Origin of the sequence: Chitinibacter sp. S2-10, from assembly GCF_046530675.1 — a bacterium.
Taxonomy (GTDB): Bacteria; Pseudomonadota; Gammaproteobacteria; order Burkholderiales; family Chitinibacteraceae; genus Chitinibacter.
This window is the reverse complement of record NZ_CP172558.1, coordinates 2,248,130-2,260,798: the sequence shown is the minus strand read 5'-3', so window position 1 is coordinate 2,260,798 and position 12,669 is coordinate 2,248,130. Positions and strand designations below refer to the sequence as shown.

At 54.2% G+C, this 12,669-nt stretch carries 12 protein-coding genes and 1 pseudogene; 9 read left to right on the top strand and 4 right to left on the bottom strand.

Features of this window, described 5'->3' with window-relative positions; genetic code table 11:
* Positions 1-62 precede the first annotated feature (62 nt).
* Entirely contained in the window at positions 63-284 is a 222-nt protein-coding gene (locus tag ACG2XO_RS10600) for a DUF1289 domain-containing protein (RefSeq protein WP_410497952.1), read from the bottom strand.
* A gap of 131 nt (positions 285-415) precedes the next feature.
* On the opposite strand from ACG2XO_RS10600, the gene ACG2XO_RS10595 reads away from it, so the two are divergent.
* On the top strand, positions 416-1,246 hold the full coding sequence (locus tag ACG2XO_RS10595) for a UDP-2,3-diacylglucosamine diphosphatase (RefSeq protein ID WP_410497951.1): 831 nt from the start codon (positions 416-418) through the stop codon (positions 1,244-1,246).
* On the top strand, positions 1,243-2,301 hold the full coding sequence (locus tag ACG2XO_RS10590; RefSeq protein ID WP_410497950.1) for a glycosyltransferase family 4 protein: 1,059 nt from the start codon (positions 1,243-1,245) through the stop codon (positions 2,299-2,301). Before ACG2XO_RS10595 ends, ACG2XO_RS10590 begins: the two co-directional genes overlap by 4 nt.
* Before the next feature lie 74 nt (positions 2,302-2,375).
* Here the strand turns inward: ACG2XO_RS10590 and ACG2XO_RS10585 are convergent, their stop codons facing one another.
* Positions 2,376-4,691, bottom strand: coding sequence for an extracellular solute-binding protein (locus ACG2XO_RS10585; RefSeq protein ID WP_410497949.1), 2,316 nt, complete (start codon positions 4,689-4,691; stop codon positions 2,376-2,378).
* Positions 4,692-4,973: 282 nt separating this feature from the next.
* Between ACG2XO_RS10585 and ACG2XO_RS10580 the strand changes: the two genes are divergently transcribed.
* The 7 genes from ACG2XO_RS10580 to ACG2XO_RS10550 all read left to right on the top strand — a co-directional run bounded on the left by ACG2XO_RS10580 (position 4,974) and on the right by ACG2XO_RS10550 (position 10,105).
* Positions 4,974-5,780 (top strand): zinc-dependent peptidase, encoded by an 807-nt coding sequence (locus tag ACG2XO_RS10580; protein WP_410497947.1) that lies wholly within the window; start codon positions 4,974-4,976, stop codon positions 5,778-5,780.
* A 1-nt stretch (position 5,781) separates the two neighbouring features.
* A complete protein-coding gene (locus ACG2XO_RS10575) occupies positions 5,782-6,561 on the top strand; it encodes a class I SAM-dependent methyltransferase (RefSeq protein WP_410497946.1) in 780 nt (259 codons plus the stop codon).
* Between the two features lie 190 nt (positions 6,562-6,751).
* The gene (locus ACG2XO_RS10570; RefSeq protein ID WP_410497945.1) at positions 6,752-7,165 is read left to right on the top strand and encodes a hypothetical protein; all 414 of its coding nucleotides are present in this window, start codon (positions 6,752-6,754) and stop codon (positions 7,163-7,165) included.
* A 269-nt stretch (positions 7,166-7,434) separates the two neighbouring features.
* Positions 7,435-8,022 carry an isochorismatase family protein gene (locus tag ACG2XO_RS10565; protein WP_410497944.1) on the top strand — a complete coding sequence of 196 codons (588 nt, stop codon included), beginning with the start codon at positions 7,435-7,437 and terminating at the stop codon, positions 8,020-8,022.
* Complete coding sequence (locus ACG2XO_RS10560) at positions 8,015-8,218, top strand: DUF1272 domain-containing protein (protein WP_410497943.1); 204 nt, start codon at positions 8,015-8,017, stop codon at positions 8,216-8,218. Before ACG2XO_RS10565 ends, ACG2XO_RS10560 begins: the two co-directional genes overlap by 8 nt.
* Positions 8,205-9,137: an EamA family transporter gene (locus ACG2XO_RS10555; protein ID WP_410497942.1), complete on the top strand. Its 933-nt coding sequence runs from the start codon at positions 8,205-8,207 to the stop codon at positions 9,135-9,137. The genes ACG2XO_RS10560 and ACG2XO_RS10555 overlap by 14 nt, the downstream gene beginning before the upstream one ends.
* On the top strand, positions 9,134-10,105 hold the full coding sequence (locus ACG2XO_RS10550; RefSeq protein WP_410497941.1) for a GlxA family transcriptional regulator: 972 nt from the start codon (positions 9,134-9,136) through the stop codon (positions 10,103-10,105). Before ACG2XO_RS10555 ends, ACG2XO_RS10550 begins: the two co-directional genes overlap by 4 nt.
* 411 nt (positions 10,106-10,516) lie before the next feature.
* On the opposite strand, the pseudogene fba reads toward ACG2XO_RS10550, so the two are convergent.
* Positions 10,517-11,569: pseudogene (fba, locus tag ACG2XO_RS10545) on the bottom strand (class II fructose-bisphosphate aldolase); the annotation flags it as partial.
* A 48-nt stretch (positions 11,570-11,617) separates the two neighbouring features.
* Positions 11,618-12,667 (bottom strand): class 1 fructose-bisphosphatase, encoded by a 1,050-nt coding sequence (locus tag ACG2XO_RS10540; RefSeq protein WP_410497940.1) that lies wholly within the window; start codon positions 12,665-12,667, stop codon positions 11,618-11,620.
* Positions 12,668-12,669 lie beyond the last annotated feature (2 nt).

Here is a 12,669-nt window from a genome sequence, read left to right as displayed (position 1 = left end):
GATTGAAAGATGACAGAAAATTGACCCAGCGCATCCCAGTGCTAAGCAAAAGCCCCCGGAAACTAACCGCGCCGGTCACGCGCCAGCCAGGGTGGATTTTTTCCCTGAGCGGCCCAGAATTGCTCAAGTCGCAACCAGATTGCTTCTTTCTGCTCAGCCGGCAAGGCCACCCACATCGCAACTTCCTGCATCGTTCGGCCACAGCCTCGGCAAATATCGTCGCCCAGCGCTGTCGAGCAGACGGCAACACAAGGTGAATCGGGGCGTTGTTGAGTGTTATTCATTGTTATTCCGTTGTTCCGCCGATCGCGGCCGAGCCAGTCGATCAGTCGTCATATTTCATTCATCGAATTGTCGCAACACTGTCACATAGCCACACCATGATGGGCTTACACCCATTGATGGAGTGCCATGCATGTCAGAGCAATTGCGTTTTCGTAGCATCTGGATTTCCGATATCCACTTGGGTACTGCAGGCTGTCAAGCCGAGTATCTGCTTGATTTTTTGCGGCATACCGAGTGCGAGAATCTGTATCTGGTCGGCGACATTATCGACGGCTGGGCCTTAAAAAGAAACTGGTACTGGCAGCAAAGCCACAATGATGTGATCCAGAAAGTGTTGCGTAAAGCCCGCAAAGGGACACACGTGACGTTTATTCCCGGCAATCACGATGAAGCCGCGCGGCAGTTTATCGGGCTGATGTTTGGCGATATCCGGATTGCCAATGAAGTCATTCACACCGCAGCCAATGGCAAACGCTATCTGGTGCTGCACGGTGATCAGTTCGATGCGGTCGTGCAATGCGCCCGCTGGCTGGCCATCGTCGGCGATCGCGCCTATGGCATCACGCTCAAACTCAATCTGTGGTTCAACCGCGCCCGCGCCCGGATGGGACTAGGCTACTGGTCGCTATCACAATACCTGAAACATAAAGTCAAAAAAGCCGTCAATTTCGTGGGTGATTTTGAAAATGCCGTCGCAGCAGAAGCCAAACAGCGTGGGCTGGACGGCGTGATTTGCGGTCATATTCACAAAGCCGAGATGCGCGAAATCGACGGCGTGATGTATTGCAACGATGGCGACTGGGTCGAAAGCCTGACCGCGCTGGTCGAGCTGGACAATGGCGAACTGAAAATCATCCACTGGCACCAGAAATACGCCGAACAGGGCGAGCAAATCGCCGCCTTGCTGCCTGCTCCGGATCTGAATCCCGTATTTCAACTCAAACAAGGAAGTCTGCTATGAAAATCCAGATCGTGACTGATGCCTGGGAGCCCCAGGTTAATGGCGTGGTGCGCTCGATCAAACAAACCTGTGCCGAATTGCAAAAAATGGGGCACATCGTCAATCTGATTACGCCGCTGGAATTTAAAACCGTTCCCTGCCCGACCTATCCTGATATTCGCCTGTCCATTTTTCCCGGCGCCAAAGTCCGGCAGCGCATTCGCGATTTTTCTCCCGATGCGATTCATATTGCGACCGAAGGTCCGCTCGGTCTGGCGGCGCGCAAATATTGCCTGCAAAACAAACTGCCCTACACCACGGCTTATCACTCCCGTTTTCCGGAGTATGTCCAGCTACGCTTTGGTATTCCTTTATCCTGGACGTATACCTGGCTTAAACGTTTTCACAACTCGGCACAGGCTGTCATGGCTCCGACCCGGGTCGTGGTCGAAGATCTGACTGCGCGCGGGATTAATAATGTCGTGATGTGGTCGCGCGGTGTCGATCTGGAAACGTTCAAACCCCGTCGTCGCGACAAACTCAAATCCAGATCACCGATTTTTGTTTATGTCGGTCGGGTCGCGGTCGAGAAAAACGTCCAGGCTTTTCTGGAGCTTGATCTACCCGGCAGCAAATGGGTCGTTGGAGACGGGCCGGCCGCAGCAGGACTAAAAACACAATACGCCAATCATCCGAATATTCACTGGCTGGGCGTGCTCAATCAGATCGAGCTGGCTGAGGTGTACAGCAGCGCCGATGTGTTCGTTTTTCCGAGCAAAACCGATACATTTGGACTGGTCTTACTCGAAGCGATGGCCTGCGGCTGCCCGGTGGCCGCTTATCCGGTGACCGGTCCCATTGATGTCATTGGCAGCGATGGGCCCGGTTCACTCAATGAAGACCTGCACGAAGCGTGCATGGGTGCTTTGCAACTGGATAGGGACGAAGTACGCCGTTTTGCCGAACGCTATTCATGGGCAGCAGCAACCCGACAATTTGTCGCTCATTTGAACCCGTTTACCGCCAGCGCCCAGCAGGAATTACAGTTGGCCGAACAAGGGGCTGGTGGTGAATAAACTGGAAAGACAATAACAAAAAAGGCGGCCAAGGCCGCCTTTTTTGTTGAGCACTGAGTCAGGACATATTTATATTAGCGACGCGCCGCGTCGGCAAAGCGCCGTGCCGCATCTTGCGGGCTCATGCCATCGTTGCGCCAGAAGGCTTCAACAATATCAAACCAGGCCATCCGGACTTCATCCTGCACGGCCATATTATGTGCCCATGATGGAACCAGAACACCTTTGCTCGCAGCACCAGAGAAATCGCGGGCCGATTGGCGGGCGTAATCGTCGTAACGGCTCAGATTCACATCGGTACGAGCCGGGATATTACCCTTGAACAGGTTGAACACTTCCTGCCCTTCCTGGCTCATCAGCAAGCTGACAAAATCATTCTGCGCATTGATCGCTTTTTCATCGGACAACTTGAACATCGTCAGCGTATCAGCGGCAAAGCTGTATTCACCATTCATCGTTGGCGTCGGGATACACAGATAATCGGTGCCCTGAACTTTCCCCGCCTGAACAAACTCGCCTTTAGACCAGTCACCCATGATTTGCAGTGCAGCGCGGCCATTGAGTACGTCAGCGGTTGCCAGATTCCAGTCGCGGCCCGTTGCATCGGGCGTGCAATAAGGTTTCATCCGACGCAGTGTTTCCAATGCACGAATCATTGCCGGGCCAGTCAGCGACGATTGCTCCAATCGGCTAAACGCTGAAACATAGAAATCAGCGCCACCTTGCCCCAAGGCCAGTGCCTCGAACATCGTGGCAATCTGCCAATGCTGCGCACCCAGCGCAATCATCGGAATGCCGCCCTGTTTAAAACGTTCGGCAACGGTAAAGAATTCATCCCAGGTTTTGGGCACATTCAGATTCATGCGCTTGAACATCGGCGCATTAATCCACATCATATTGACGCGCGCGACACCGAGTGGAACGGCAACATACTTACCATCGGCCTGCATCATTTTGTCGAGTACGGCCGGCAAAATAGCGGACCAGTTTTCACGGCGGGCGATGTCAGTCAGGTCAGCCAGTACGCCATCACGCGCCCAGTTCTGGATTTTCACGCCGCCAATTGCTGCTGCGGTTGGCGGATTACCGGCCATCACGCGCTGCTTGAGCGAGCCCATCGGATTATCACCGCCAATCTGGGCGTCAACCCAGTGGTGGTCACGTTGATTGAGCAAGGCCTTGATTTCCGAAACGGCCTTGGCTTCACTGGAAGCCTGCCACCAGTGCAACACTTCAATATCGGCCAGTTTGTAGCTGCCGACAATTTGCAGCAAACGTTTGGCTCTATCATCAAGTGAAACAATGGTCTTACTGGCCTGTTGCAGCGCCGAATCAGTCGCCATCGTCATGATATTGATTTGCTCGGCCGAAGTGGCCATTGAAATGGCTGCCGATGACTGTTCGGTCGTCGAATCGGCGATTTGCCGTACCAGACTGACCACATGATCCATCCGTTCACGGATATTGAGCATATGTGAGCGGGCATCGTCAGCGAGCGTCACGCTTTGCCCCACGCGTGCTGAAGTCGTTGACATACTGCTGACCGCCCGTTCGGTTTCAACCCCGACCGATTCAATCTTGCGCGCAATTTCAACAGTCGCCTGCGCAGTCCGCTCGGCCAGTTTGCGCACTTCGTCGGCGACCACGGCAAAACCACGGCCCTGCTCACCGGCGCGAGCAGCTTCAATCGCCGCGTTCAACGCCAGTAAATTGGTCTGATCGGCGATGTCTTTAATGACGCCAATAATGCCGCTGATTTCAGCAGAGCGCTCGCCCAGGCCATTCATCGTGGCACCCAATGAGCCCATTGCATTGGAAACTTGTCCTACTTCTTCGGAAACCCGCAAAACCGAATCAGCACTTTCGCCGGAAATTCGCTGCGTTTCACTAACGACCGAATCCATGCTGCGGGCACTGTCGGCAATATGGTTGATACTGACAGTGATTTCTTCGACCGTTGCCGCCGATGAAGCGGCAAAATCAGACTGGCTGCGCGTGTCCTTGGCCATTTGAGCCGTGACCGAACTCAGCTCGTGCATGCTGATCGCCAACCCTTCCATTTCACGCTGCACATCGCGTAATACATTCTGGAATTTGCTAACAAACTGGTTGTACGCAGAAGCCACTTCGCCAACTTCGCCTCCCAGCTCGGGCAAACGCTCGGTCAGGTCGCCATTCTCGGCAGCCTGATTGCGAATCGCATCGCGCAGGATTTGCAGTTGACCCAGCGAATTATTCATGGCCCAGTGCAAACCGCCCAGCAGCACAACGAAGCCAACCACAGCCACCAGCAGCATGGAGAGCAAAGATCCACCTGCAAGCAGCAAAGCCAAAGCACTTGCCGCGTAAATGGCTCCGGCAATCAGGAGTAGACGAGCTCGAATCGACATAATGTAGTCACCAAGAAAAAGCATCGCAATCAAACAGGCAAGGTTTTTGCCTTTATATAGACAACAGCATAAACCAATTTCACCCGCAAAGCTTACATTGCGCCAGATTGTGTTGCGTTAGGCTTCGCCGCAACCCACGCTGGCCGGACTGTATAAAATTAAATCCATCATGAACTGAACCTCGAAGAGCTGATTCAATCAGCCATCATTATCACCCATCACAATTGAAAATAAAGCCAAAGATCACCATGTAGGTGATTCCCCTGACTCAAAAAGCTGACCATGTTGCAACTGATACGCAATCTTCACCGCAACTGGTGGCTAAAACGGCACCCAATTGACGACACGCTGTGGCTGCCCGTCACCACCATGCCTATCCTGCAAGGATTAAGCAGTGCTGAATTAGCCAGACTGAAACTGCTCGCAGCATGGTTTTTACACACCAAAGCCATTTCACCGGTCAAAGACATCGAATTTAGCGACCCGATGCGCGTCGTCCTCGCGGTACAGGCCGCGTTGCCGGTTCTGAATCTGGGTTTTGATGCCTATGACGACTGGAAAGAAATCATTATCTACCCCAGCCAGTTTGTCAGCCCTAGTCGTGAGCGCGATCATTATGGTTTTGTTCATGAAGGTGACATCGTTGCCGCCGGTCAGGCGCGCAGCGACGGTCCGGTACTGCTGTCCTGGCACGATGTGATGGAAGCACCATGGCAGGATGGCTTCAATGTCGTCATTCACGAGCTGGCGCATAAACTCGATATGCGCAATGGCTATCCGAACGGCAACCCGCCGCTGCATCACGGCATGCGGCAAAAAGACTGGCAGCAAGCGTTCAGTCATGCTTTTCACGATTTGCAGCATAAAGCCAGTCACGGCGAATACAGCCCGATTGACCTCTACGCCGCGACCGATGCCGCCGAATGTTTTGCCGTTTGTTCGGAAGTTTTTTTCGAAGACCCTCACACCCTGAATGATTGTTATCCTGCGGTTTACCGGCAACTCAAACTCTTTTACCGGCAAGACCCCATTACACGACTACCTCGTGTAGGCTATCGCCCTTATTTTGCAGACGCCGTAGCACATTAAGATGATTGGATTAATTCGTACAAATACCCCCCCGGAGCTTTGCCATGAAGCCCAATCGCTAGGCTTGCCACTGTGGGATACCCCCCCTAGCGATGCAACGCATTGTTTGTACTGGGTCGACAAACATCTTGAGCTGCGCTCACTGACTGAAAAAGCCCCGGTATTTGTCGATTTCGTCGGCGGTGCTGCGGCGCATCGGCGCCAGTTTGGCGGAGGCCGCGGCCAGCCCGTCGCCAAAGCAGTCGGGATCAAAAGCGGCTATCTGCCACGCGTACTCGACGCAACGGCAGGTTTGGGTCGCGATGCATTTGTACTGGCATCGCTGGGCTGCCAGATCACGCTGATCGAACGTACCCCGGTAGCGTATTTACTGCTAAAAGACGGCCTGCGCCGTGCGCAGCAAGATACCCATACCACCGAAATCGCCGCGCGCATGGCGCTACATTTTGGCGACGGGCGCGAATGGCTGAACGAACGCGCGGCAGGTACAGGCCTCTTGGCGGCGCAGCAATTTGACGTCGTTTACCTCGACCCGATGTTTCCCGAACCGGGCAAACGTGCGAAGTCGAAAAAAGACATGGCGGCATTTCAAACACTGATTGGCGGCGACGAAGACTCCGACGCACTACTCGCGCCCGCGCGGCAAATCGCGCTCAAACGCGTCACCGTTAAACGCCCACGGCTGGCGCCGCATCTGGCCGGAATCAAACCGGACTTTGTTCTGGAAGGCGAAAGCACGCGCTTTGATGGCTATTTGCCGATCAAACCGGCAGCGCTTTGAATAATATAAAACCGCTTATATTGGGTTTTTCTTATTATTGATAGCTAAAAATAAGTGTGCAGATATTGCCTGAAATGACATTCCGCTGTAGTTGGTCTAAATCGTTGAACCACCGCAATCTCTATCTATCAAACCGGACAGATCAAAGCTGCATTTTTTCGTCCGAGTATTTACACGCGCTAGGTCACAAATGCCATATTCACTCACTTTTCAAAAATCGGTCGAAATTATCGACCCTGAGCAATATTTTAATGATTGCTGCATTGGTGGAGATGTAGTTCTTGAACAACTCCTCCCTACTCTTAACTCACAATACTGCGATATCGAAGCAAATCAGGAAGATTGGGGGTGGTTTGCTTGGTTTGAAAAGTCTGGAGTTAAATTGGCAGTTGATATTTTTACTGATGATCAAGTGGCTAATTTATTTCAAATACACCTTACCTCTCGAAAACCGCGCCTCCTATTTGGCACCACCGTTCAGGACACCCCCGAACTCGAGGAACTCCGGCAAATTGTTGAGAAACAATTGAATGCTTGGCCTGTTGACAAGTTGAATATTGAGCGAGTCAATAACAAATACTTTCCGGTCAGTAATGCAACCTAACGCATCATTCTGAATTGACCTCGGTTTCGCCGATGATTTTTGTCCGCTTAGGCCGATCAGCAGCCTTCATTACGACTCCAGCGGCATTAAGCCACCAATCAAAATGCCTTCAGAGCGCTCGGCTAGTCATCGCCAGCGAAGATGAAGCCCCCGCCCCCTAGCGCAAGCAAGATTGTCATTTTTTGTCCCCTAACTTCACCATTTCAGCCCTGAAATATTCATTCATAAGCGCTCATACTGTGTCTATCAACCCTGAACTGGAGCACAATATGTCCGCAGCCCTGCTCGTTATCGACGTTCAACAATCGTTTGAGCATCTCCCTTTTTGGTGCGAAGATGATTTGCCTGATTTTCAACGCAATTTGCTGACTTTGATCGACGCCTGCGAAGCGGCCAGGATTCCGGTGGTGAATATTCTACATGTCGATCAGGACGATGGTTTTCGCAAGGAAAGCGGCTGGGTCAAACCGATGGATTTTCTGCGCCATACGCCGGCGGTGACATTTGAAAAACACGTCCACAATGCACTGACCGAATCGGGTTTGCTGCCGTGGTTGCAGAAACACCAGATACGCAAATTGATCATCTGTGGTATTCGCACCGAGCAATGCTGCGAGACGACGGCACGTGTGGCGTCGGATCTCGGTTTTGAAGTCGATTTTGTCACTGATGCGACGCTGACTTTTGCGATGACGCATCCGGATGGCACGGTGTATAGCGCCGCTGATATCAAGGCGCGTACCGAGCTGGTTTTGGCGCAGCGCTTTGCGCGCATTTGCAGCGTCGCACAGCTTGGCGCTGAAATCGCAGATCAATTAACCGAGCAATCTGCTGTCACGGAGGCCGCCCATGCTTGAAATGAAATCCCATTGCGAGCGCTGCGAATGCGCGCTGCCCGCCCAGTGCGACGATGCATATATTTGCTCGTTTGAATGCACTTTTTGCGCGACATGCGCGGCGCAGGTGTTTCGCTTTGTTTGCCCCAATTGCAACGGTGAACTGGTGCGCCGCCCGCGTCGCGTTCGCAAGGAAATCAATCATGGTTACGCCTAATACCAGCGCCACGCTGCCACTGCGCGACTTGCTGCTCGCGCTGGTCGTCGTATCGGCGTGGGGGTTTAATTTTGTCGTGATCCAGTGGGGCTTGCATGGTTTATCGCCGCTGCTGCTGGGCGCGCTGCGTTTTTTGCTGGTACTGATTCCGGCGATTTTCTTTATTCCGCGCCCGACGATTGCCGCCAAATACTGGCTGATTTACGGCACGGTCTGGGGCGTCGGGCAATTTGGTTTTTTATTTACTGCAATGGATGTCGGGATGCCCGCGGGCTTGGCGTCGGTCGTTTTGCAATCGCAAGCGTTTTTTACGCTGCTGTTTGCCAGCCTATTTTTGCGCGAACACTGGCGCTGGTATCAGCTCGCCGGGCTGATTGTTGCCGCGCTGGGCTTGGCCGTGATTGGCGTTTCGCACGGTGATGTGTTGCGCGATAAAAATGCGATGAGCTTGCTCGGCTTTGGCCTGACTTTATGCGCAGCGGCGGCTTGGGCGCTGGGCAATATTGTCATCCGGCAAACAAGCAAGCAGGGTATTGCCGTCAATGCATTGCATTTTATAGTCTGGGCTTCGATACCCCCGTTTATTATTTTTAGCCTGTTATCGCTATGTCTCGATGGGACGCAAGGCATTGCGCAAGCGCTGCGCCAGCTCTCGTCGCAATCGATTTTCGCCGTGCTGTATCTGGCTTTGATTTCGACCATTCTGGCGTATTCGATCTGGAATAATTTGCTGCAACGCCATTCGGCCAATCTGGTCGCGCCGTTTAGCTTGCTCGTGCCGTGGTTTGGTCTGGCGTCGGCGGCGTTTTTCCTCGGCGAAAAGCTGCAAGCACTGCAATGGCTGGGCGCGCTAGTGTTAATGCTGGGTTTGTTGCTCAATGTTTTTGGCGCACGGCTGCTCACAAAGGAGCAATCTTGAGAGATGTTTTTTTCGTTTTAAGCCCGCATTTCATGCTGCTCGATCTGGCGGGACCCGCCGAAGTGCTGCAAATTGCCATCGAGTATGGTGCGCCGCTTCGCTTGCATATGGTTGCCGCGGTGCCCGAGCTGGTTTCGTCGGTCGGCCTCTCCCAGCACCAGCTCGCACCGTTGCCGAAGCCGATTCCGGACGGGGCGCTGGTCGTACTGATCGGCGTACAAAACTCGAAAGACAATCTATCACTTCCCGCAGCGCAGGCCATTGTCAGCTGGCTGCGCGAGCACTTTGATCAACGGCAAAACCAGCTCGCCTGCATCTGTTCGGGCGCGATGATCGCCGCGCAAGCCGGTCTGCTCGATGGCAAGCATTGCACCACCCACCATGAACTGATCGCACGGCTGCGTCTGGCCGCGCCAAAGGCGCTGATTGAAGAAAACCGACTGTTTGTCGAAGACGGCAACATCGCCACCAGCGCCGGAATTAGCGCCGGAATCGATCTGGCGCTGCATCTGGTCGCGCGCGAATTTGGCGCGATGATGGCGCAAAATATCGCCCGGCAAATGGTCGTCTGGCTGCGCCGCAGCGGGCAAGACCCGCAATTGTCAGCCTGGCTTTTGCACCGCAACCACCTACACCCAGTGGTTCACAAAGCGCAGGATTTGCTCAGCCAGCAAGGACAAAATATGAAGCACCGCTGGACACTGGCCGAGCTGGCCGCCGCCGTGCACACCACACCGCGCACTTTAAGCCGCCTGTTTATCCAGCACACCACACTGACGCCGCATGACTACCAACTGAGCATCCGGCTGGCGCTCGCGCAGCAATTGCTCGCCAATTCAGCACTGACGATTGAAGAAATCGCGCAGGAAGCCGGATTCGGCTCGGCACGCGATTTTCGCCGTGTGTGGCAGCAGGCTCACGGCAAGCTGCCTAGCGATTCTCGCGGCCATGTTCTCAATCCGTGTTGATGGTTTTTAGTGCCTTCGGCACCGTGTTTTACAGTCGCAATCCGCGACGGGGACTTACTTTTCTTGCTTCGCCAAGAAAAGTAAGCAAAAGAAGGCGACCCGAAGCGCACCCCGCTCCGCGGTTCCCTCGCGTGGCGCGAGCCAAACGATAAAGCTGTTTGTCTCGCTTCGTGCTCGGTGTGCTTGGACGGGTTTTAAGCCCTAGGCCAATCAGCCCGCTTCGCATCTACACACAGTAAGAAGATCATCACCACCCCATGGGTATATAACTAGAGATCATTAAAATAATAGGCTGCATTGATATACCCATTAATAACAATCACGCGTCATCAGCAGCCGATCCAGATCGTGCGACTGGCTGATATTGAGTGCACCCAGTCCCGCACTGACACCGCCGCGCCGGGTCGGCACCGCCGACATCAGGTTGCGCGCGTAGCGCTCGGCCATCACGTCGAGCCCCAGCGGTTTGATTTTTGACGCCTGCCCTGCGCTGCCAAAAGCTTCGTAGCGGGCGAGGCAAATATCGCGCATCGCATCGGTTGATACCTGCAGGTATTTTCGCGGATCGAATTCGGCCGGGTTTTGCGCCATAAAGCGGCGGATTGCGCCGGTGGCGGCGAGGCGTAAATCGGTGTCGATATTGATTTTGCGAACGCCATAGCGGATACCGCGAACGATTTCCTCAACCGGAACGCCCCACGTTGGCGCGATGTCGCCGCCGTACTCGTTGATAATTTCCAGCCACTCCTGCGGCACCGACGAGCTGCCGTGCATGACCAGATGCACATTCGGCAACCGTTCGTGAATTTCACGGATGCGGTCAATCGCCAGCGTTTCGCCGCTCGGTGGGCGCGAGAATTTATACGCGCCGTGGCTGGTGCCAATCGCAATCGCCAGCGCGTCAACGCCGGTCGCCATCACAAAGGCGTAGGCTTCTTCGACATCGGTCAGCAGCTGCGTGTGATTGAGCGTGCCTTCAGCGCCCACGCCGTCCTCTTCACCGGCCTTGCCTGTCTCCAGACTGCCGAGGCAACCGATTTCGCCTTCGACCGATACGCCGCGCGCGTGCGCCAGCTCGACCACTTGCCGCGTCACGCCGACGTTGTAGTCGTAATCGGCCGGGGTTTTGCCATCTTCCAACAGCGAGCCATCCATCATCACCGATGAAAAACCCAGTTTGATCGCCTCTTCGCAAATTTTCGGGCTGGTGCCGTGATCCTGATGCATCGCGACCGGAATATGCGGAAACTCCTCAATCGCCGCCAAAATCAGATGACGCAAAAACTGCGAACCGGCGTATTTACGTGCGCCAGCCGAGGCCTGCATGATCACCGGGCTATTGCTGCGGTCCGCCGCGAGCATGATCGCGCGCACCTGCTCCAGATTGTTCACATTAAACGCAGGCAGGCCGTACTGATGCTCGGCGGCGTGATCGAGAAGTTGGCGCATTGAAACGAGTGACATGATGTAACTCCAGAAAGCGAAAATGAATTTGAATGTATTGATTGAAATTTACTGAAATTGGGTTTCAAGCAAAGCATGACCTTTATGCAGGGTATTACTCTCCAGATAAGATTCAGCAATAGCTGTACGGCAATACCCTTCAATAAGCGCAACTTCGTTCATCGCACCAAGAATCACGGGCACACGCTGATGCAAGCGTTCTGGCTGCACATCAAGCAATCGCTCAGCCCCGGTTGACGCCGCGCCGCCAGCGGCTTCAACGAGCATCGCCATCGGGCTGGCTTCGTAAAGCAGCCGCAATTTGCCGTTTTTGCTCGACTCGCGGCTATCCTGCGGATAGAGAAACACACCGCCGCGCAGCAAAATGCGGTGCACTTCGGCCACCATCGAAGCGACCCAGCGCATATTGAAATCGCGTCCGCGCACGCCGCTGCTGCCCGCCTGACATTCAGCGATATAACGCTGGATAGGCGCAGGCCAGTGGCGGGCGTTCGACGTATTAATCGCGAATTCTTTGGCTTCTTCAGCAATGCGCAGCTTCGGATGCGTCAGCATGAACAGCCCGCTGTGCTCGTCAAAAGTAAAACCGTTGACCTCGTGCCCGGTGGTAATCACCAGCATCGTCGCCGGGCCGTACAGCGCGTAGCCTGCACACAGCTGTGACCGGCCATTTTGCAAAAATGATTCGGCAGCAAGATCGCCCGCAGGCTCTGGTGTGGCCAGAATCGAGAAAATGCTGCCGACCGAAATATTCACATCGAGATTGCTCGAGCCATCGAGTGGGTCGTACACCAGCAGCAGATCGGAATCGGGGTTGCACGGCACGATCTCGTCCATTTCTTCGGACGCCAGCGCACGCACCAGATCGCGCGTTTCGGCCATCATTAGCTCATTACTGATGACATCGAGTTTTTGCTGCGCTTCGCCCTGAATATTGCTGCTGCCCGCCGCACCCATTGCATTATTCAGCGCCGCATCGCGGACCGCGCCGGCGATCAGTCGGCAACTTTGTGCAATCGCCAGCAACAGCGGCGCAACGCGCTGCAAGCGCTCATCGCTGCGTTGTTGCCAGATAAATTCGTTTAACGATAATTTCATGA

Bases quoted from the DNA above. Each gene is read 5' to 3' on its own strand.
- ACG2XO_RS10555 (WP_410497942.1), top strand. From the start codon at position 8,205: ATGGTTACGCCTAATACCAGCGCCACGCTGCCACTGCGCGACTTGCTG.
- ACG2XO_RS10595 (WP_410497951.1), top strand. From the start codon at position 416: ATGTCAGAGCAATTGCGTTTTCGTAGCATCTGGATTTCCGATATCCAC.
- ACG2XO_RS10540 (WP_410497940.1), bottom strand. From the start codon at position 12,667: ATGAAATTATCGTTAAACGAATTTATCTGGCAACAACGCAGCGATGAG.
- ACG2XO_RS10570 (WP_410497945.1), top strand. From the start codon at position 6,752: ATGCCATATTCACTCACTTTTCAAAAATCGGTCGAAATTATCGACCCT.
- ACG2XO_RS10600 (WP_410497952.1), bottom strand. From the start codon at position 284: ATGAATAACACTCAACAACGCCCCGATTCACCTTGTGTTGCCGTCTGC.
- ACG2XO_RS10560 (WP_410497943.1), top strand. From the start codon at position 8,015: ATGCTTGAAATGAAATCCCATTGCGAGCGCTGCGAATGCGCGCTGCCC.
- ACG2XO_RS10580 (WP_410497947.1), top strand. From the start codon at position 4,974: ATGTTGCAACTGATACGCAATCTTCACCGCAACTGGTGGCTAAAACGG.
- ACG2XO_RS10575 (WP_410497946.1), top strand. From the start codon at position 5,782: ATGATTGGATTAATTCGTACAAATACCCCCCCGGAGCTTTGCCATGAA.
- ACG2XO_RS10585 (WP_410497949.1), bottom strand. From the start codon at position 4,691: ATGTCGATTCGAGCTCGTCTACTCCTGATTGCCGGAGCCATTTACGCG.
- ACG2XO_RS10590 (WP_410497950.1), top strand. From the start codon at position 1,243: ATGAAAATCCAGATCGTGACTGATGCCTGGGAGCCCCAGGTTAATGGC.
- ACG2XO_RS10565 (WP_410497944.1), top strand. From the start codon at position 7,435: ATGTCCGCAGCCCTGCTCGTTATCGACGTTCAACAATCGTTTGAGCAT.